The sequence below is a fragment of the Kitasatospora sp. P5_F3 genome, assembly GCF_054049135.1.
Genome location: NZ_JBFUMY010000077.1, coordinates 1 through 19639 on the forward strand (window position 1 = coordinate 1; position 19639 = coordinate 19639).

Annotated in this window: 17 protein-coding genes and 1 rRNA gene; 13 read left to right on the forward strand and 5 right to left on the reverse strand. The window is 72.9% G+C overall.

Annotation, left to right across the window (positions count from 1 at the left end):
- Nucleotides 1–11 precede the first annotated feature (11 nt).
- The 8 genes from rrf to ACXJMZ_RS31065 all read left to right on the forward strand — a co-directional run bounded on the left by rrf (nucleotide 12) and on the right by ACXJMZ_RS31065 (nucleotide 9906).
- Nucleotides 12–128 (forward strand): 5S ribosomal RNA (rrf, locus tag ACXJMZ_RS31030).
- A 391-nt stretch (nucleotides 129–519) separates the two neighbouring features.
- A complete protein-coding gene (locus ACXJMZ_RS31035; protein ID WP_457033356.1) occupies nucleotides 520–1764 on the forward strand; it encodes a sensor histidine kinase in 1245 nt (414 codons plus the stop codon).
- Complete coding sequence (locus ACXJMZ_RS31040) at nucleotides 1716–2378, forward strand: response regulator transcription factor (protein ID WP_457033357.1); 663 nt, start codon at nucleotides 1716–1718, stop codon at nucleotides 2376–2378. Before ACXJMZ_RS31035 ends, ACXJMZ_RS31040 begins: the two co-directional genes overlap by 49 nt.
- Before the next feature lie 157 nt (nucleotides 2379–2535).
- Nucleotides 2536–4062, forward strand: a complete 1527-nt coding sequence (locus ACXJMZ_RS31045) for a DUF2637 domain-containing protein (RefSeq protein WP_457033358.1) — start codon at nucleotides 2536–2538, stop codon at nucleotides 4060–4062.
- 88 nt (nucleotides 4063–4150) lie between these two features.
- Nucleotides 4151–5440 (forward strand): DUF6986 family protein, encoded by a 1290-nt coding sequence (locus tag ACXJMZ_RS31050; protein WP_457033359.1) that lies wholly within the window; start codon nucleotides 4151–4153, stop codon nucleotides 5438–5440.
- A gap of 93 nt (nucleotides 5441–5533) precedes the next feature.
- Nucleotides 5534–6190 carry a YigZ family protein gene (locus ACXJMZ_RS31055; protein WP_457033360.1) on the forward strand — a complete coding sequence of 219 codons (657 nt, stop codon included), beginning with the start codon at nucleotides 5534–5536 and terminating at the stop codon, nucleotides 6188–6190.
- 349 nt (nucleotides 6191–6539) lie between these two features.
- Nucleotides 6540–8135: a hypothetical protein gene (locus ACXJMZ_RS31060; protein WP_457033361.1), complete on the forward strand. Its 1596-nt coding sequence runs from the start codon at nucleotides 6540–6542 to the stop codon at nucleotides 8133–8135.
- A 103-nt stretch (nucleotides 8136–8238) separates the two neighbouring features.
- A complete protein-coding gene (locus ACXJMZ_RS31065; RefSeq protein ID WP_457033362.1) occupies nucleotides 8239–9906 on the forward strand; it encodes a restriction endonuclease in 1668 nt (555 codons plus the stop codon).
- Between the two features lie 60 nt (nucleotides 9907–9966).
- Here the strand turns inward: ACXJMZ_RS31065 and ACXJMZ_RS31070 are convergent, their stop codons facing one another.
- A complete protein-coding gene (locus tag ACXJMZ_RS31070; RefSeq protein WP_457033363.1) occupies nucleotides 9967–10377 on the reverse strand; it encodes a DUF6278 family protein in 411 nt (136 codons plus the stop codon).
- Between the two features lie 341 nt (nucleotides 10378–10718).
- On the opposite strand from ACXJMZ_RS31070, the gene ACXJMZ_RS31075 reads away from it, so the two are divergent.
- Nucleotides 10719–11480 carry a ZIP family metal transporter gene (locus tag ACXJMZ_RS31075; protein ID WP_457033364.1) on the forward strand — a complete coding sequence of 254 codons (762 nt, stop codon included), beginning with the start codon at nucleotides 10719–10721 and terminating at the stop codon, nucleotides 11478–11480.
- Nucleotides 11481–11495: 15 nt separating this feature from the next.
- On the opposite strand, the gene ACXJMZ_RS31080 is transcribed toward ACXJMZ_RS31075, so the two are convergent.
- The gene (locus ACXJMZ_RS31080) at nucleotides 11496–12389 is read right to left on the reverse strand and encodes a LysR family transcriptional regulator (RefSeq protein WP_457033365.1); all 894 of its coding nucleotides are present in this window, start codon (nucleotides 12387–12389) and stop codon (nucleotides 11496–11498) included.
- Between the two features lie 79 nt (nucleotides 12390–12468).
- On the opposite strand from ACXJMZ_RS31080, the gene ACXJMZ_RS31085 reads away from it, so the two are divergent.
- Nucleotides 12469–13398 carry an EamA family transporter gene (locus ACXJMZ_RS31085; protein ID WP_457033372.1) on the forward strand — a complete coding sequence of 310 codons (930 nt, stop codon included), beginning with the start codon at nucleotides 12469–12471 and terminating at the stop codon, nucleotides 13396–13398.
- Here the strand turns inward: ACXJMZ_RS31085 and ACXJMZ_RS31090 are convergent.
- The gene (locus ACXJMZ_RS31090) at nucleotides 13301–13813 is read right to left on the reverse strand and encodes a MarR family winged helix-turn-helix transcriptional regulator (protein WP_457033366.1); all 513 of its coding nucleotides are present in this window, start codon (nucleotides 13811–13813) and stop codon (nucleotides 13301–13303) included. The two genes, ACXJMZ_RS31085 and ACXJMZ_RS31090, sit on opposite strands and share 98 nt — an antisense overlap.
- A 137-nt stretch (nucleotides 13814–13950) precedes the next feature.
- On the opposite strand from ACXJMZ_RS31090, the gene ACXJMZ_RS31095 reads away from it, so the two are divergent.
- Nucleotides 13951–14292, forward strand: coding sequence for a DUF2218 domain-containing protein (locus ACXJMZ_RS31095; RefSeq protein ID WP_457033367.1), 342 nt, complete (start codon nucleotides 13951–13953; stop codon nucleotides 14290–14292).
- Here the strand turns inward: ACXJMZ_RS31095 and ACXJMZ_RS31100 are convergent.
- Complete coding sequence (locus tag ACXJMZ_RS31100) at nucleotides 14279–15082, reverse strand: phosphatase PAP2 family protein (protein WP_457033368.1); 804 nt, start codon at nucleotides 15080–15082, stop codon at nucleotides 14279–14281. The genes ACXJMZ_RS31095 and ACXJMZ_RS31100 overlap by 14 nt on opposite strands.
- 157 nt (nucleotides 15083–15239) lie before the next feature.
- On the reverse strand, nucleotides 15240–16580 hold the full coding sequence (gene gabT, locus ACXJMZ_RS31105) for a 4-aminobutyrate--2-oxoglutarate transaminase (RefSeq protein ID WP_457033369.1): 1341 nt from the start codon (nucleotides 16578–16580) through the stop codon (nucleotides 15240–15242).
- Nucleotides 16581–16811: 231 nt separating this feature from the next.
- Between gabT and ACXJMZ_RS31110 the strand changes: the two genes are divergently transcribed.
- Nucleotides 16812–18857, forward strand: a complete 2046-nt coding sequence (locus ACXJMZ_RS31110; protein ID WP_457033370.1) for an ATP-binding protein — start codon at nucleotides 16812–16814, stop codon at nucleotides 18855–18857.
- A 159-nt stretch (nucleotides 18858–19016) separates the two neighbouring features.
- Nucleotides 19017–19639: PucR family transcriptional regulator ligand-binding domain-containing protein (locus ACXJMZ_RS31115; RefSeq protein ID WP_457033371.1), on the forward strand; the 623-nt coding region annotated here is incomplete at its 3' end.

Genomic DNA, 19639 nt, shown 5'->3' on the forward strand with positions numbered 1-19639 from the left:
TTTCATAGTGTTTCGGTGGTCATAGCGTGAGGGAAACGCCCGGTTACATTCCGAACCCGGAAGCTAAGCCTCATAGCGCCGATGGTACTGCAGGGGGGACCCTGTGGGAGAGTAGGACGCCGCCGAACAATCTTTAGTCAGAAAGCCCCTACCCGGGATCGGGTAGGGGCTTTCTGCATTTCCGGAACAGACCGACCAGACCCAGCCTGGTGAGAGAAGACCCGCCCAGGGGTGGTGGTAGGACCACCTCGAAGTAGGGAGGGACGGCCAGTGCCAGAGCAGGGCGCCCCGGGCAACACTGAGGAGCGTCAGTCGAGCCGACCAGCAGTCTCAGCCCTACAGGAGTCCACGGTGACAACCGCCAACCCCCCGAAGAACCTCGCCCCAAGGACTGAGCCGGTCAGGGCGCTGTTCCGCTCCGGGGTCAGGTCCCTCGGCTGGGCCGGTGCGGTGGTCGTGAGTGCTGTACCGGGTGTGCTGATGCCGTTTCTGGCAGCTCTACTGGTCGGTGGAGCGTCGATGGCCTTTCTGGGGTCCAGCGATGTGGCGGCGCTGATCTCGATGGGGTTGGCCGGGCTGGCGGGGCTCGGGCTGGCGGCGCCGGCCGTGCGGCTCAACGCCGGGTGGACGCGGTCCCAGGTGGAGCGCTGGTGCCGGGCGCGGATGGCGGTGTCGTACAGCAACCGACCGCCGCTGGAGGTCGATTCGCGTGGCTACTGGTGGACGGGGTACTCGTACCATCGGAGCCGGAGTGTTGCCCGGCTCGCCCAGTTGGTGCACTGGTCACTGCGGGACCCGGCCACCCGGGCGGAGATGGTCTGGCTGGTGGTCAATCCAGCGGCTGTGCTGGCCCTGATCTGCCCGGTGCTGTGCCTGTTCGTCGGCGGTGCGGTGTTCGGCCTCTCTGCTCCGTTCGACAGTCGTACCTACACGGGCGTCCAGGAAGGTGCGGGCTCGCTGCTGGTGTCGCTCCTGATCAGCGCCGTGATCGTGCTGGTGGCGGTGGCGATCCTGCCGTACGCGCTGAACGTGCATGCCGACCTGGCGAGGAGGGTGCTCGACCCCCAGGGCAGGGCATCGAACATCCAACTGACCCGTCGGGTGGCCGAGTTGACGGAGACCCGGGCGGAGGCGGTCGGCGACCAGGCGGCCGAGTTGCGGCGGATCGAGCGGGATCTGCACGACGGGGCCCAGGCCCGGCTGGTGGCGATTGGGATGACCCTCGGCACGATCGAGCATCTGCTGGACAGCGACCCGGCGGCGGCACGTCAACTGCTGGCCGAGGCTCGGCAGTCGTCGGCGAAGGCGCTCCAAGAACTCCGTGATCTGGTGCGGGGCATCCACCCGCCGGTGCTGGCGGAGCGCGGTCTGGGTGATGCCGTTCGTGCGCTCGCCCTGGACAGCGCGCAGGACACCGAGGTGACGGTGAGTCTGCCCGCCCGCCCGGAGGCACCGTTGGAGGCGGCGGTCTACTTCTCGATCAGCGAGTTGATGGCCAACGCGGCGAAGCACTCGGGAGCCCAGCACGTATGGGTGGACATCCTGTACCGCGCCGGCCGGCTCCGGGTCACCGTGACGGACGACGGGAGGGGCGGTGTCGCGCCGGAGCGGGGCAGCGGGCTGCGCGGGATCCAGCGGAGGTTGGGTACCTTCGACGGTGTCCTCTCGCTCGGCAGTCCGCAGGGCGGTCCGACCACCATCACCATGGAGTTGCCGTGCGCGTTGTCCTCGCCGAGGACCTCTACCTCCTTCGAGAAGGGCTGATCCGCCTTCTTGAGGCACACGGGTTCACCATCGCCGCAGCGGTGGAGACGGGGCCCGAACTGCTGGCCGCCCTGTTGGAGCATCGGCCGGATGTCGCGGTGGTCGACGTCCGGCTGCCGCCGACACTGACGGACGAGGGGCTCCAGGCGGCGTTGGCGGCCCGTCGGGCGATTCCGGGCCTGCCGGTGCTCGTCCTCTCGCAGCACGTGCAGCAGTTGTATGCCCGGGAGTTGCTCGCGGACGGTACGGGTGGGGTGGGTTACCTGCTCAAGGACCGGGTGTTCAATGCGGATCAGTTCATCGACGCGGTCCGCCGGGTGGCGGCCGGCGGTACGGCGATGGATCCGGACGTGATCGCCAAGTTGCTCGCCAGCCGGTCGAGTTCGCAGCCGCTGCAGTGTCTCTCACCGCGAGAGCGGGCGGTGCTGGAGCTGATGGCGGAGGGGTGCTCCAACTCGGCGATCGCGAGCCGACTGGTCGTCAGTGATGGTGCGGTGGCCAAACACATTGCCAATATCTTCACGAAGTTGGAGCTTGCCCCGGCCGAGGACGCCAATCGCCGGGTCCAGGCGGTGTTGGCGCACCTCAACGGCACCCCGGCGGATGTCTCATAGCCCAGGGGGCTTCGGCAGTGGAACGCCCGTGCGAGTAGTATCCGGTGGGCCGTGACGGTCGTTGGTGCGGTGGTTCCGCTCCTCGGCAAGGGTCGATCCGGCAGCAACGGTCGCATACGGCAGCCGCCGACTCCCAGCCCCAGGGGTTGATCAACTGATGGCACGTCCCACTCTCACCCGCGCCCACCGGATCCTGCTCGGTGTGGTGGCCGCCGGAGCCTGCCTGATCTCGGGCATCGGCTTCGCCGGGTCCTACAACGCGGTGCGTGAGCTGGCGCTGGAGAAGGGCTTCGGGTCCTTCTCGTACGCCTTCCCGATCGGCGTGGACGCGGGCATCGTGGTGCTGCTCGCGCTGGACCTGGTACTGACCTGGCTGCGGATACCGTTCCCGCTGCTGCGGCAGACGGCCTGGCTGCTGACGGCCGCCACGATCGCGTTCAACGCCGCGGCGTCCTGGGGCGATGCGCTCGGTATGGCGATGCACGCGGTCATCCCGGTGCTGTTCGTCGTGGTGGTGGAGGCGTCCCGGCACGCGGTCGGCCGGATTGCGGCGATCACCGCCGACCGGCACATGGAGTCGGTCCGGTTGATGCGCTGGGTGCTGTCGCCGGTGCCGACCTTCCGGCTCTGGCGACGGATGAAGCTCTGGGAGCTGCGTTCGTACGACGAGACCGTCCGGCTGGAGCAGAACCGGCTGGTGTACCGCGCGCAGCTGCGCTTCCGCTACGGGCGGGGCTGGCGCCGGTCCGCGCCGTTCCAGGCGCTGCTGCCGTTGAAGCTCGCCAAGTACGGCGTGCCGCTCGACCCGTCCATCCTGGATCGGATCGACGGACCGCTGGAGAGCACCCTGGTGGCGCGGTTGGAGCCTGTGCCGCTCGCCGCCGAGCCGACGGCGGTGCAGGTGGACGGCCGTGTGCCGGTGCCCGCCCAGCCTCGCGCGGAAGCGGCCGAGGTACAGCTGCCGGAGCCGATGGTGGAGCCGGTCGTGGAGCCGAAGCCGGTTGCCGTGGCGGCCGCGCTGGCCGGCCCGACGCTGGCCAAGCTGGCCGCTGTCCGGCTGCGTGACGCGCAGGAGCACGGGGTGGCCGAGCAGTCTCCGGTGCCGACCCAGTCCGAGCTGAACGTCTGGACGGCGCGTGCGGTCCGGTCGCACGCCCAGCCGACCGAGCCGGTGCACACGGCGCGGGTGCCCGGCCAGTCGTCGCCGTGGTTCAAGGCGCCCCGGCCGACCCGTCCCGGGGACGAGCCGACCGGACAGCCGGCGCCCCGTCAGTTCCGGCCCCAGGGGCGGCAGTCGCCGGCGCGGGCGGAGTCCGTGCAGCCGCAGGCAGGCCCGGCGGTGGCGCGACCGGTCCGGCTGGAGCAGTTGGCCCCGCAGGCCGAGCAGTCGTCGGTGGCGGAGCCGCTGACCTTCGACGACCTGGCGGACGTCGAGGCGGCCGGTTCGGTGGAGCAGGACCGCCGCCCGCTGCCCGAGCCGCTCGATCCCGAGCTCTGCTACGAGGCGCTGACCACGTACATCGACCGGTTCCAGCACCAGCCGGATCCGCAGCGGCTCGCGGAGTTCCTGACCCGGGAGTACGGAGTGGCGGGCAGCCGTCCGGATGGTTCGGTGAGCCCGAAGGACGTCGAGCGGTACTGGTCTCAGCTGGAGGAACGTTACATCGCGGCGGGCCGGGACTGAGGTTCGCCGGAGGATCGGCCATTGACGGCCTGAGTGCGGCGCCGTTACCTTCGCATCAACAATCTGTTGAAGGCGTGGAGGATTCGGCATGTCGCAGGCCAAGCTGGACGGTAGCAAGTCCGAGGGCGGCGCCTCGTTCTCCGAGGCCGCCCGGGCCGCGGTGGAGGCGCTGCTCGCCCCGGTCGACGCCGAGCTGACCCGGCGTTACCCGGGCGACGACGGCAGCCGTCAGCCGGTGCACACCGTCTACGTACCGGCCGACGCCTTCGAGGCCGACACCGTGCGCAGCTGGGGCGCCCAGGCGCTGGCCGCCTTCGACGCGCACGCCGCCACCCCGGCCCAGCTGGCGCTGGCGCTCGGCGTGGCCGACGACGAGCTGCTGGCCGACGTGCACGCCCGGGTCCGCGCCAAGCTGGAGCGCGAGCCGGTCGAGGACCTGCGGATCGACTTCGAGGACGGCTACGGCCCGCGCCCCGACGCCGAGGAGGACGCGGCCGCGATCCGCTCCGCCCGACTGGTCGCCGCCGCCGTGGCGGACGGCACCGCCCCGCCGTACATCGGTATCCGGATCAAGTGCATGGAGGCAGCGGTCCGCGACCGCGGCATCCGCACCCTGGAGCTGTTCCTGTCCACCCTGCTGGCCGAGGGCGGGCTGCCCGACGGCCTGGTGCTCACGCTGCCGAAGGTGACCTACGCCGAGCAGGTCACCGCGCTGGTCCGGCTGCTGGCCGACTTCGAGCAGCGGGCCGGGCTGCCGGCCGGGCGGATCGGGTTCGAGATCCAGATCGAGACCACGCAGGCCATTCTCGGTGCCGACGGCCGGGCCACCGTGGCCCGGATGATCGAGGCCGCCGAGGGCCGGGCCACCGGTCTGCACTACGGCACCTTCGACTACAGCGCCTCCTGCGGCGTCAGCGCCGCGTACCAGAGCATGGACCACCCGGTCGCCGACCACGCGAAGGCGGTCATGCAGGTGGCGGCCGCCGGTACCGGGGTACGGCTGTCGGACGGTTCGACCAACGTCATCCCGACCGGCCCGACCGAGCAGGTGCACGCGGCCTGGAAGCTGCACCACGACCTGGTCCGCCGTTCGCTGGCCCGCGCCTACTACCAGGGCTGGGACATGCACCCGGCGCACCTGCCGACCCGTTACGTCGCGGTCTACTCCTTCTACCGCGAGGGCCTGGTGGCCGCCTCGGCCCGGCTGGCCGCGTACGTGGCCAAGGCCGGCGGCGACGTGATGGACGAGCCCGCCACCGCCCGCGCGCTCAGCGGCTACCTGCTGCGCGGCCTGGACTGTGGCGCCGTCGACCCGGCCGAGGTCACCGAGCTGACCGGTCTGGACCGTAAGCAGCTGGACGCCCTCGCCGGTCGCTGACCGCCGGAACGGGCCGTACCGCAACGCTCGTTAAGCTGGCAGGGACCGCCCGGTCCCTGCCAGCTTTCCGCATGTCTGGAGTACCCCCGCACCATGTCGGAGCCGACCCCCAAGCCCTATCTGACCGTTCGGGGATCCGGCGTGCACGAGCTGGAGATCAAGAAGTCCCGCTTCATCTGCCACCTGGCCAGGGTCACCGACGAGGCGGAGGCGCAGGCGTTCATCGCGGGCATCCGCAAGCAGTACTGGGACGCCCGGCACAACTGCACCGCCTTCGTGGTCGGCGGTGAGCAGCCGCGCGAGCGTTCCAGTGACGACGGCGAGCCGGGCGGCACGGCCGGGGTGCCGATGCTGGAGGTGTTGCGGCGGCGCGGACTGACCGACACCGCCGCGGTGGTGACCCGGTACTTCGGCGGGATCAAACTCGGTGCGGGCGGCCTGGTGCGGGCGTACGGAAGCGCGGTCTCCGAGGCGGTGGACGCGGTCGGACTGCTGGAACGGCGCCCGGTCGCGCTGCTCACCGTCGCGGTCGACCACACCAGGGCAGGGCGGCTGGACAACGACCTGCGGGCTGCCGGGTACGTGGTGCGGGAGCTGTCCTACCAGGCGGCCGGAGTGCGGATCGAAGTCGGCGTCCCAGAGCCTGAGGTGACGGAGTTTCATGCCTGGCTGGCGGAGGCGACCGGCGGTTCGGCGGCCGCGGAGGCGACCGGCCGGGACTTCGTCGAGGTGCCGGTGGGGGACGCCTGAGGGGCTGCCCCCAAGGCTGCCGGAGCGGCTGAAAGCAGGCCCGAGCGAAAACCTAGTGACACTCGAACGAATTAACCATGCCCGGTGTTGGAACTTCCGCTCCGGGCATCTGCGTTTCCTGGAGCAAGGACCCGCACCGGTAACGGGCGGTGCGGAGCCGACCGACCACCCCGTAGATGGAGGACGTCAGACCCCAACCGCCGCACCACGGGAGGTACCTCGCATGACTCCGCAGCACAGCTTGTCGCAGCGCACCGTACCGGAACGGACCCCACCCCGGCGTCCCGAGCCCGCCGCCGGCCAACCAGCCGGGACGGCAGGCCGGTTCGGCCAGCCGACGCCCTATCGGATGACGGTCGGTACGCCGCGGCCCCGGGCCGAGGTGGCCGCCCTGGCGGATCAGCTGCTGGCCGCGTGGCTCAAGGGGGAGGGCCATGACGAGCCCCCGCCGGACACCCTGACCCTCCCGGCCGAGCGCCTGCGCCTCGGCGAACGGATCCTGCTGGACCGCGACTTCGGTGATCTCCCCGACAGCTCGGCCGAGGCCGTGAGCGGTGCGGGCTACTTCCGCCGCAGACTGCGCACCCCCGCCCCGCACGGCACCGACCAGCTGACTCTGACCCTCGCCTCCGCCACCCCGGACGGCCCCACCGAGGTCCGGCTGGAGGCCGAGTACCTGGCCGCCGGGCCGGCACTCAGGGCGGGCGGCCGGGTGCCGGTCCCCGACCTGGTCCGCGTACTGCTGCCACTGCTGGACGCGACCGACGGCCCGGCACAGATCGGGGTGGCCCCACGCCTGGTCCGCCCGGCGGACGTGGAGGCGCTGATCGACGAACTCTGTGATCCGGAGCGCCGGTTGCCGGTGCTGGTGGCCAGTCTCCCGCCGTCCACAGCCCCCGGCGCCTGGCTGGCCGAGACCCTGCTGCCGCTCACCCGACAGCTGACCGGTCTGGCCGCGCTGCACCTGCTGGACCACGAGGCGCTGCCGCTGTTCAACGTCGCGCTGGAGTACCACAAGGTCTACGGCGGAGCGGTGCGCACCTACCTGCCCGAGGTCGATCCGGCCTGCCGGGCCGACGGTGCGCGGCACCCGGTGCTGCCCCGGCACCGGATCGAGGAGGACGTTCGACGGGCCGCCGCGCTGCTGGCCCGGGAGCCCCGCCGGCTGGCCGCCGACCTGCCGCTGCCCGCCCTGCTGGCCGCTGTCCCGGTCTACCGCGCACCGGCGGAGAGCCGTAACACGGTCAGCCCGCCCGCCGAGCACCGGACGGACCAGGAGGTGGACGCCGCCGAGCGGCAGGCCAGGGCCGACGAGCTTCAGCGGGTCCGGCACTCGCTGCACCGCTCCCGGCGTCGCGAGCGCTTCCTGAGCGCGGCCAACGAGGACCGGTCCGGCCTGCGGCACCCGGCCGGGCTGAGCCTGCCCGGCCGGCTCTGCACCGTCCGGCCGTGCGACGGCAGCCCGGACAGCTTCGGTGAACTGGTGGGCCGGTTCGCCGAGTTCCCGCTGCTGGAGTTCACCGGCGACCAGAAGGAGGCACTGGCACTCGACGGCCAGTACGCCGGCACCGGGTGGGCCCGGCTGACCTGGGAGGGTCTGACGGCGCTTCAGGAGTACGCGTCGGCCGCCGTGCGCGGCGAGGCGGGCGGCGACTTCAAGCAGTGGTGCGAGCACACCCCGGCCGGCTGCCACCGGTTCCCGCCGCGCAAGGCGGTGCGCGGCGAGTCCAGGACGGTGGAGAGCCACACCAAGTGGAAGCGCGAGCGGATGCTCCCGGTGCCGGAGTGTGTCGACTCCTCCCGGCGCGCGTTCATGGGCGCGCACCTGCGGATCGGCGGCGGGCGGACGGCACCCCGGCTGCACTACCTGGACGACTGCTCCGGCAGCGGCCGGATCTACGTCGGGTACATCGGCCTGCACCTCACCAACACCAGGACCAACTGACGTCGGGGTCACGGGTCTTGGCCACCGGCAGGGGCCGGACGGTGGAGAATGCTCAGCAGCAGCCGAGCGGCGACACCGGACGAGCATGGGGGAACGACCACCGATGCAGAACGCACCAGAGGGGCACCCGGACGGTACCGCGACCACCCTCCAACCCGGCTTCCTGGCTTCGCTCTTCCGTGACCTCGGCGGCGAGGAGGCGCCAGCTCCCCGGGGAGGCAGCACCGCCACGGCCACCGACGAGGAGGTCGCCGCACACGGCAGGGCGGCCGCCCTGACCCACCAGCGGACGCTGGCCGTGCTGGCCGAGCACGAGCAGCTCGCCGATCTGCTGCGCCGTGCCGCGCTGCCGGTCTCCGCGATGGACTTCGAGAGCCGGCTGCTGAGTTACGAGCCCCGCCCCTACCCGGCGGCGGGAGCGGAGGCAGGGGACGGCACCGGGGCCGGGGCGGCGGAGGAAGGCCCCGAGCCGCGCTGGGCGGACTACGCCCCGGCCGAGCCACAGGTCGCGGGCCGACTGCTGCTCGACTCCGGGTACCAGCGCGGGCTTGCGGAAGCCCGGCTGGCGCACCAGCGCGCCCTGCGGGAGTGGCGCGGCAGGCGGGCGGCAGCGGCGGCGGACAGCGGCGTGATGGCTGCCCGGCGCGCGCACGAGGAGGCGGAGCAGGCCCGCGCGCGGGCGGTCCGGGAGTACAACGACAGCCTGGAGGAGTGCCGCCGCGCCTACCGGCTGGCCGAGCCGGCGGCGGTCGAGTCGTTGCTGGAGCGCGCGTTGGCAGCGGCGGAGGGCGCGACCCAGGACCTGCCCGCTCCCTGCCGCGCGGTGTTCCGTCCGTTGACCCGCACCGCCGTGCTCGACCTCGACCTGCCGGCGTTGGAGGTGGTGCCTTCGCTGGCCGGCTACCGGCTGGGCGCCGACGGCACGGTGGAGCCGGTGCCGCGGCCGACGGCCGACCGGGCCGCCGACTACCTGCGGCTGGCGGCCCGCCTCGCGCTGCGCGCGTTGCAGGCGGCGGACGCGGTGGACACCGAGGAGATACTGACCGGCGTAGTGCTCAACGGCTGGCTGCGCAGCACCGACACCCCGTCAGCCGACCCGGTCTGTCTGCTCAGCGTGGACGCGGACCGGGACGCGCTGGCCCGCACCCGCCTGCTGCCGCCCGAGACCGCGACCGAGACCGAGACCGAGGTCGCCGGGCCGGAGGCCGGCCACGAGCGGGGCAAGGGTGTCTACGCCGATGCCGAGCAGGACGAGGCGCTGCTGCGGCTGCGCGAGCTGGCGGCCGTGGTGACGCCCGACCCGTACGGCGTCGTCCCGGTCGAGCCGAGCGCGGAGGCGAGCCGTACCGTGCCGTCGGCCGCCGACCTGTCGGCGAACGAGTTCGTCTACCTGGTCCGCGAGTTGCTGACCAGGGGCGGGCTGACGGAGTGGAGCGTACGGCTGCGCGGGCCGGCCGGGCTGGTCGCCACCGGGGCGGGGGAGCCGGGGAGCGCGCTGCCCGGGCGCTGGGTGGTCTGGGCTTCGCGCCCCGAGGAGGCGGGCGGGGCAGGCGTGCTGGGCCGGCAGGTGGAGGACACGGAGCTGCACACGCTCGCCGAGGCGGTCCGGGAGGAGGGGGCCGACCGGGGGCTGCGACTGACCACGGGGCGGTTCTCCGAGCGGGCGCTCGACCTGGCCGGGGAGCTGGAGCAGATCCACCTGGTGGACGGCGACGGCGTACGCGAGCTGACGGCCACTCACCTGGGCCTGCGGCTCGGCACCGGTGGCTGACCAGCGGGCCGGCTGACCGCTGCCGACCGCTGCCGACCGCAGCCGACCGAGCAGGGTGGGTCAGCCACCGGTGGCGACGAGGTACGCGGTGGCGAGCTGGGGTGAACCCTGGTCGGCCCAGGAGTGGCCGAGCGCGGTGACGTCGAGTTCGCGGCCGCCGGGGAGCACGATCTGCGGGCGGTCGTGCCGGTCCAGCCGCCAGCTGGTGCCGGGTACGGTGCGGCGCAGCACGGTGCCCAGGTAGAGACCGGCGTCGTTGCCGAGCCAGTCGGAGACCTCGGGGTTGTCCCGCCAGCGGGGGAGCAGCTGGTCCAGCGCGGTCAGCGAGCGTTCGGTGTCGTCCAGCCGGACACCGGTGGACTCGGCCAGCTCGCGCAGCAGCCCGCATTCGGCGAGCAGCGCCGCCAGTGCCGGTTCCGGGGTTCCCTTGGAGTGGGCGCCTCGCCGGCTGCTCAGGAATCCGTGGCCCATGGCCCCAGCCTGCCAGCTGACCGCCCAGGCAGCACGCCCGCCGGCACAGGACGTCCAGGACGTACAGGCCGGGCTCGCCGGGCTGACCCGCCGTCACCCTGACGGCCCCGCCCGGCGGGCAGCGCGACCGGTCGCCCAGCAGGCTGGCCGCTAGGGCCGTGGCGCGATCCGCGGCCCGGGCCGGGCGTCTGCGCCCGTGGGCAGCGGACCGCGCAGCCGTCCGGCCCCAGGCGGCTGACGTCGGGCGGCTGACCTCGGGCGGTCGACGTCGGGTGGTTGACGTCCCGGGGTGGAGGCCGCAAGGTGTCGGACATCGGACGAGCGAGTGCGGGAGGTCCTCGATGACCGCGGTGCTCGTCTCCGCCGCTGCCTTTCTGATGACACTGCTGGGCGGCTACGTCGCCCAGCGCACCGGTGACCGTCGCCACCTGGTGCTCGGGTTCGCGGCCGGTCTGATGCTCGGGGTGGTCGCCTTCGACCTGCTGCCCGAGGCGGTCAAGGCCGCGCCAGCCGAGCTGCACGGTGTGCCGCAGGCGCTGCTGATGTTCGCCGCCGGCTTCCTGGCGATCCACATCGTCGAACGGTCGGTGGCCATCCACCGCGGTCACGAGGGGGAGTACGCCGCCCACTCGCACGCCCATGCGCACAGCCATGCGCCGGGCGGCAAGCAGGGCGTCGGTCTGACGGCCGCCGGCGCACTGGTCGGGCACAGCCTGATGGACGGGTTCGCGATCGGCGCGGCCTTCCAGGCGGGCACCACGGTCGGCACGGTGGTGGCCATCGCGGTGGTCGCCCACGACTTCGCGGACGGTTTCAACACCTACACCATCACCCGGATGTACGGGAACAACCGCCGTCGCGCGCTCACCCTGCTCGGCGCGGACGCGCTGGCTCCGGTGACCGGGGCGGCGATCACGCTGCTGTTCACCATCCCGGAGCACCTGCTCGGGCTGTATCTGGGCTTCTTCGCCGGCTTCCTGCTCTACCTGGCGACCTCCGACATCCTCCCGGAGGCGCACAGCCCGCACCCGTCCCGTTCGACGCTGCTCTGCACACTGCTCGGGGTCGGCTTCATGTGGGTGGTCATCGGCTTCGCGGACTGACCCACACTGACGAGCTCAGTTCCACTGCCGCCGGAGCGCCTGCAGCGTCGCCGTGATGGCGGGCCGACGGCTGGTCCGGGTGCGCCAGAGGACGAACACCCGGCGCGCCGGCTCGGGCACCACCGGCCGGGCGACCACGTCGGGCGGCAGCACCGCGCGGCCGAGCCGGGGCACCAGGCCGATCCCGAGGCCGGCGCCGATCAGCGCGATCTGGGTCTCGAACTCGCCGACCTGGTAGATCACGTCCGGCTCCTCGCCGGCCTCCCGCAGGGTGCGGACCAGCCAGTCGTGGCAGATGTTGCCGGGCGGCACGCTGATCCAGCGCTGTCCGAGCAGCCGCCCGACCGGCACCACGGCGAGTGCGGCCAGCGGGTGTCCGGCGGGCAGCAGCAGGTCCACCGGGTCGATGCCGAGGTCGAGCCGGGACAGGCCGTCCTGGATCGGCAGCGGTACGGTCGGCCAGTCCTGGACCAGGGCCAGGTCGACCTCGCCCCGGGCGACCAGGTCGGCGGCCAGGTACGGGTCCACCTCCAGCAGCCGGACGTCCAGCTCGGGGCAGCGCTCGCGCAGCTCGGCGAGCGCCCCGGGCAGGATGCCCCGCGCGCCGGTGGCGAAGGCGGCCACCACGAGGCGGCCGACCGCCTCGCCGCGCTGCTCCTCCAGCGTCACCTCGGCCTGTTCGACCAGTGCGAGGACCTGCTGTGCGGTGTCGGCCAGCGCGCGGGCGGCGTCGGTCAGGGCCACGCCTCGGCCCTGACGCTCCAGCAGGACGGTGCGGGTCTCCCGCTCCAGCTTGGCGATCTGCTGCGAGATCGCCGAGGGGGTGAAGCCGAGTGCGGCCGCCGCTCCGCCCACCGAACCGTGTACCGCGACCGCGTGCAGTGCGCGGAGCCTGCCCAGATCCATCATGCAGTGATGCTAAAGCATCCGGTGTAGAACTATTTGCTGGTGCTACACAGTCATCCCGGGCCATGCTCGACCCATGCAGATGACTCCCCGTCACATCGCCCTCGCCGTGCTGGTCGCCGCCGTCTGGGGGGTCAACTTCGTCGTCATCCACATCGGTCTGGAGCACTTCCCGCCGTTCCTGTTCGGCGCCCTGCGGTTCGCCGTGGTGGCGGTCCCGGCGGTGTTCTTCGTCGGCCGTCCGAAGGTCGCCTGGCGCTGGGTGGTCGCGGTCGGGGTGACCCTGGGGGTGGTGAAGTTCGGGCTGCTGTTCTTCGGGATGCACGCCGGGATGCCGGCCGGGCTGTCCTCGCTGGTGCTGCAGAGCCAGGCCGTGTTCACGGCGGTGTTCGCGGCCGTGCTGCTGCGCGAACGCCCGCCCGCGCAGCGGATCGCCGGGCTGGCGGTCGCGTTCGGCGGGATCGCCCTGGCGGCTGCGGACCGGGGGCTGCACGGCCCGGTCGGCGCGTTCGTGATCGTGATCGTGGCGGCGGCGTTCTGGGGGCTGTCCAACGTGCTGACCCGCAAGGCCGCGCCACCGGACGCGCTGCGCTGGATGGTCTGGATGAGCGCCGTCCCGGTGCTGCCGCTGCTCGGCCTGTCGCTGCTGTTCGAGGGACCGTCGGCGATCGGCGGGGCGCTGGCCGGACTCACCCCGGCCGGGATCGGTGCGGTGCTCTACGTCGGCCTGGGGTCCACCCTGTTCGGCTTCATGGCCTGGACCTACCTGCTCGGCCGGTACGACGCCTCCGCGGTGGCGCCCTACTCGCTGCTGGTGCCGGTCTTCGGGATGTCCTCGTCCTGGCTGCTGCTGGGCGAGCGGTTCGGCCCGCTCGCGGTCGGGGCGACGGTGCTGGTGGTGCTCGGGATCGGGCTCACCGCGCTGGGCCCTGACCAGCTGCCCGGTTCTGCTCGAAGGCGAGCTCGGCGGTCCGCAGCGCTTGCAGCAGCGCGGCCTGGTCCGGCTGGCTGACCGGTCCGAAGTACTCCTGCGCGACCTCCTGGCGGACCAGGCCGAGCCGCTCCAGTGCACCGTGGCCGGCCGTCGTCAGCACGACCCTGACGGCTCGTCGGTCCGCCGGGTCGGGTACCCGCTCGACCAGGCCGGCCTCCTCCAGCGCGTCCACCACGGTGGTCGCGGAGCGCGGGGCGATGTGCAGGCGCTCGGCCAGTTCGCTCAGCCGCATGGTCTCCCGGCCCTCGCAGCCGGGGGCGTGCGCCAGGGTGCGCAGGGCGCGGGCCTGGCCGGGGGTGATCCCGTACGGCTCCAGTCGCGCCATGGTCTGCCGGCGGATCCGCTTCATCGCCCGGGTCAGCGCGTCGGCGAGCTCCGCGGCGGTGTCGGCGGACGGCGTCGACGGCGCAGAGGGCTCGGACGGCGTGGACATGGGCGGGCTCCCCGGGCAGTAGGTGGGCTCAGGGTATCGGGGCCGGTGGAGATGTCGCTCCGATAACACCTTGAGTCAGGCTCACTATGCGATTAGGCTCACCTAAATTAACGAAGTCGAGCAGACAGAGGCAAGAGATGTCCCGTTCCCAGGCACGCGTCGCCACCGACCGTCCGGCCCGCTACGGCAAGCAGCTGGCCGCCCACATGAGCCGCAAGGTGCAGACCGAGTGGTCCGAGGACACCGGCCGGGGTGAGCTGGTCTTCAGCGCCGGCACCGCGACCCTGACCGCCGAGCCCGGCGCGCTGCTGCTGGTGGTCGAGGGCGAGGAGGCGAACCTGCCCCAGCTGGAGGACGTGGTCGGCCGTCACCTGGTCCGCTTCGGGGCCCGCGACGAGCTGGTGGTCGAGTGGCGCCGGGACAGCGGCGAGGCCGGTCTGGTGCACCGCAACGAGGAGGACCCGGCTACCGGCGAGTGACCCGGGGCAGCAACCGCAGCAGGCACCAGAGCAGCACCCCGGCCAGGCACCAGCTGGCCAGCACGTCCAGCAGCCAGTGGTAGTCGCTCCACACCAGCCCGGCCCCGACGCCCAGGCAGAGCAGCGCGGTCAGCGCGTACAGCCGCTCGCGCACCGGCCGGCGGAGCGTCGGGCCGAGCAGCAGGGCCGCCGTCCCGTACGCGATCGCCGAGGTGGCGGTGTGCCCGGACGGGTACCAGCCGAGCTGTTCGGCCGAGAGCGGGAAGCCGAACGGGCCCGGGCGGGCGAACCAGGTCTTGCTCGGCACGATCAGCAGCGGCACCAGCGCCCCGGCCAGCACCGCCACCGGCACCGGGAACCACCACCTGGCCAGCCCGGCCCGGTGCTCGCGCCAGGCCGCGACCGCCGCCGTCAGCAGCAGGACCGGCATCGCCGGGACGGGCCCGCCGAGGTCGGAGAGCCCGGCGCCGAGGTGGTTGAGCAGCGTGCTGCCCAGCGCCCGGCGGACCGAGTGGACGGCGCTGCGGGTGAGTTCGTCGAGCTCCAGCAGCGGGCCGTCGACGGCGACCTGCCAGGAGATCAGGGCTAGTACGGCCAGCAGGGCCAGCGGAATCCAGGCATGCGAGAGCCGCCCCGGAGCGGGGGGGAGAGCTCCAGGGCGGCTGGGGAGATCGCCGTTCCGTGCGCCCCGGGGGGTGTGGGCCGGACGGTCGGTCGATCGGTTCTCGGCTGCCGCCGCTCCGGCTGGAGCCGCGGAGGCTGTCGGTAAGAAGTGTGGCTCGCTGTCCATCTGTCATGACAGTACGTCAGACCCGTACCCCGCAGAGGGGCCTGGCCGGTTTCGCACAGCATCTTCACCAGTGCGCGTGCAGCCAGCGTCGGCATCCGGCGGGCGCAAGCGGAAGGCCCCGGTCCATCTGGACCGGGGCCTTGCGCGCATGGCTGGATCAGACGGCGGCGAACGCACCCTCGATGATGTCCAGACCCTCGGTGAGCAGGTGCTCCGGCATCACCAGCGGCGGCAGGAAGCGCAGCACGTTGCCGTAGGTGCCGGCGGTCAGCACCACCAGGCCCTCGGCGTGGCAGGCCTTGGCGACGGCGGCGGTGAACTCCGGGTTCGGCTCCTTGGAGCCCGGCTTGATCAGCTCGACCGCGATCATGGCGCCGCGGCCGCGGATCTCGCCGATCACGTCGAACTTCTCGGCCATGGTGGCCAGCCGGGCCTTCATGACCTCCTCGATGCGCTTGGCCTTGCCGTTCAGGTCCTCGGACTTCATGGTCTCGATGGAGCCCAGCGCGGCGGCGCAGGCGACCGGGTTGCCACCGTAGGTGCCGCCCAGGCCACCGCCGTGCGCGGCGTCCATGATCTCGGCGCGGCCGGTCACGGCGGCCAGCGGCAGACCGCCGGCGATGCCCTTGGCGGTGGTGATCAGGTCCGGGACGATGCCCTCGTCGTCACAGGCGAACCACTGGCCGGTGCGGCAGAAGCCGGTCTGGATCTCGTCCGCGACGAAGACGATGCCGTTCGCCTTGGCGTACTCGACGATCGCGGGGAGGAAGCCCTTGGCCGGCTCGATGAAGCCGCCCTCGCCCTGGATCGGCTCGATGATGATCGCCGCGACGTTGTCGGCGCCGATCTGCTTGTTGATGATGTCGATCGCCTGCGCGGCCGCCTCGGCGGCGCAGTTCTCGGCACCGGTCAGCCAGCGGTAGGGGTACGCCACCGGGACGCGGTAGATCTCCGGCGCGAACGGGCCGAAGCCCTGCTTGTACGGCATGTTCTTCGCCGTCAGGCCCATGGTGAGGTTGGTGCGGCCGTGGTAGCCGTGGTCGAAGACCACGACGGCGGTGCGCTTGGTGTAGACGCGGGCGATCTTCACCGCGTTCTCCACCGCCTCGGCGCCCGAGTTGAAGAGCGCGGTGCGCTTCTCGTGGTCGCCCGGGGTCAGCTCGTTGAGCTGCTCGGCCACCGCCACGTAGCCCTCGTACGGGGTCACCATGAAGCAGGTGTGGGTGAACGCGGCCAGCTGCTCGGTGGCCTTGGCGACCACGGCGGCGGCGCTGTTGCCGACGTTGGTCACGGCGATGCCGGAGCCGAAGTCGATCAGCGAGTTGCCGTCCACGTCCTCCAGCACGCCGCCACCGGCGCGCGCGACGTACACCGGCAGGGTGGTGCCGACACCGGCGGCCACCGCACTGAGCTTGCGTGCCTGCAGCTCCTGCGACTTCGGGCCGGGGATCGCGGTGACCAGGCGGCGCTCCTGCGGGAGCTGCGTTGCAGCGCTCATGGTGTGTTCTCCAAATCTCAAGGCGCGGTCCTCGCAGGCTACGGCCGCGAAACTCGCCCGGGCATGCGCCACTCGGTAGCAGTCCACTATCCGACTTGTCCTGCGCGGCCAGCGCGTGAGATCGGCTGCGGACCGTCTCTGCTCCACTACATTGAGCCCGGACGGGTCGCCCGGGGGCATCCCGGGTAGGTCAATGGCCGGGTGGGCACAGGGAGCGGGGAGCGGGCCGCGATGGGACTGGACGGTACGTACGGGCAGCGTGCGGTCGAACTCGGGAAGGCGCCGGGCGTACCGCCGCAGCGGCCGGTCCCGTTCGACCTCACCGCCTGGGCCGGGGAGCCGCGCCCCGAACTCGAGCCGGGTGTCTACCGGTTGAACCACCGTCAGAGCGCCGTGGTCGACCGCGAGGCCGCCGCCGTCCCGGCCACACCGCTGCTGCTGCGGGTCGTGCTCAACCTGGTGGTGGCCTGGTTCGCCTATCTGTACGGCGTCCAGCTGATCTTCTGGGTGGCCGGTCTGTTCGGTCTGCTCGACGGCCTCACCTCGGCCACCGCCGTGATCGCGCTGCTGGCGGTGAACGTCGCGGTGGCGGCCGGGGTGATCAAGCTGTTCGGCCGGATGGGCCGCTGGCCCGAGGTCTGGCGCCGCTGGGTCGGCCCGCTGCTGGCCCGCACCGTCACCCAGGAGGCGCCGGCCGAGGGCGTCGCCGTGCCGACCGGTCCGGCCGACCCCTGGGAGCGGCTGCGCCACGGTGGTGCGCCGCTGGCCGCCCAGGTGCTGGACCGGCAGCCGGTCACCGACGTCGACTACGTCCGGATCCAGCGGGCCTGGGAGACCGTGCTCGGGCAGCCGGACCTGATGGCCGCCTTCACCGAACAGATCACCGCCCGGGGCGCCGCCGCCTGCGCCCACCCCTCGGAGGCCCGCGACCTGGCCGGCCGCAGCCACCGGCACGACCTGCTGACCCGTCAGGTCAGGCTCGGCACCGCCCAGGACGTGCTGAAGAACCCGCCCACCCACCGGGCCACCGGCTTCGCCCTCGACCCGGCACTGCTCGGCACCTCGCTGCTCGCGGTTGGCCCGGCCGGCACCGGCAAGACCGCCGGGCTGGCCCGTCCGCTGGCCGAGGCGCTCTGCCTGCAGGCACTCGCGGGGACCGCCTGCGCGGTGGTGATCGGCGCCGCCGAGGCGGACCTCGGCCCCGACGACTGGTACGACGTGGTGATCGCCCCCGGTGACCCCGCCTCGCCCTACGGCCTCGACCTGTTCGGTGCCGCCGCCGAGGTGGACGAGGCGGCCGCCCGGCTGACCGACGCGCTGCTGCCGGACGAGCTCTCGCTGCGCGCCGAGAGCTCCCGGGCCGCGCTCCAGCAGACGGTGGGACCGTTCCACGCCGCGTACGGCCGCTACCCCGGCGTCCGGGAGCTGCGAGAGCTGCTCGGCGGCGAGCCCAAGGGCTGGGCGGCGCTGCGTCAGGCGCTGACCGAGGCCGGTGAACTGACGGTCCACCAGTCCGACCTGCAGCACCGCGAGCGCCAGCACGGCCGGGCCGACGACCCGGGTGCGCTGCTCGCCGACCGGCTGGCGCTGCTGGACCGTCCGGCCTTCGCCGGGTGCTTCCCGGGCGACGCTCCCGGCAAGCCGGCCTTCGCGATGCGGGCGCTGGACCACCCGCTCAGAGTCCGGGTCAAGCTGCCCGAGCTCAGCCACCCGGAGGCGGCCCGGATGCTGTCCCGGCTGGTCACCGGCCAGTTCGTGCAGGCCGCGACCGCGCGCCGGGAGCGTGCGCTGTTCGCCGGTCTGGTGGTGGACGACGCCTCGGCAGCGCTCGACGCGCAGGTGGTGCGCGGGCTGCAGCGGATGCGCGGGGCGAACGCCGGGGCCGTCCTGCTGCTGCGCACCCTGGTCGACCTGCCGGAGAACCTGCGCACCGCGCTGTTCGGTGCGGTCGGCTGCCGGATGGCCTTCCCCGGCATCGCGCCCTGGGACGGCCGGCTGTTCTCCGAGGCCTGGGGCACCCACCTGATCCGGGAGACCGCCGTCACCCACGCGCCGGACACCTCGGGCGGCGCGGTCCGCCGGGCCGGCCGGCTGGCCCGCAAGGCGCTCTCCGGCACCACCGCGCAGACCGAGAGCGTCACCGTCCGGGAGGTCGAGCGGCACCGCTGGTCGTCCTCCGACCTGGCGCACGCGCTGCCCACCGGGCACGCGGTGATCTCGCTGACCACGGTGACGGGGGAACAGATCCCACCGGTGCTGGTGGATCTGCGCGGCTGACCCCGAAGGCGGTCGGCCAGGGCCTCGGCCGGTCCGGAGTCGGCTGACTACGGAGCGGATGATTCGGTCCGGCGGGTTGGCCGAGGCGTACATAATGGAGGCAGAAGCCCTCCTCGCCCGGTTGCAACGGCGCAGCCTGGTCGAACACCCGAAGGTGCCATGCCCCCCACACTTGCCTCCGTAGTCCGCAGCAGCTCGCTCCATCTGACCGTGCTGGCCGGTGCGGACCAGTTGGAACGGCCCGTCCGCTGGGTGCACACCAGCGAGCTGGACGACCCGACGCCCTTCCTGGAGGGCGGGGAGCTGTTGCTCACCACCGGGATCAAGCTGGGCAAGGCCGCCGCCAAGCTCCAGGCGTACGTGCACCGGTTGGCCGACGCGGGCGTGGTCGGTCTCGGCCTCGGGGTCGGGCTCTCGCACACCGAGGTGCCGCAGGCGCTGGTGGACGCGGCCGCCCAGCGCGGGCTGCCGCTGATCCGGGTGCCCGAGGCGACGCCGTTCATCGCGATCAGCAAGACCGTCTCGGCCGCGCTGGCCGCCGAGCAGTACGAGGCGGTCACCACCAGCTTCGAGGCCCAGGAGGAGCTGACCCGGGCCGCGCTCGGCAAGGACGGCACCACCGCGGTGGTCCGCAAGCTGGCCGCCCGGCTCGGCGGCTGGGCCGCGCTGTACGACGGCTCCGGCGCGCTCTCCGCCGTCGCCCCCGACTGGGCCGCCCGCCGCGCGGGCCGGCTGGCCGCCGAGGTGGACCGGCTGCGCCGCCGCCCGGCGCCGTCCTCGGC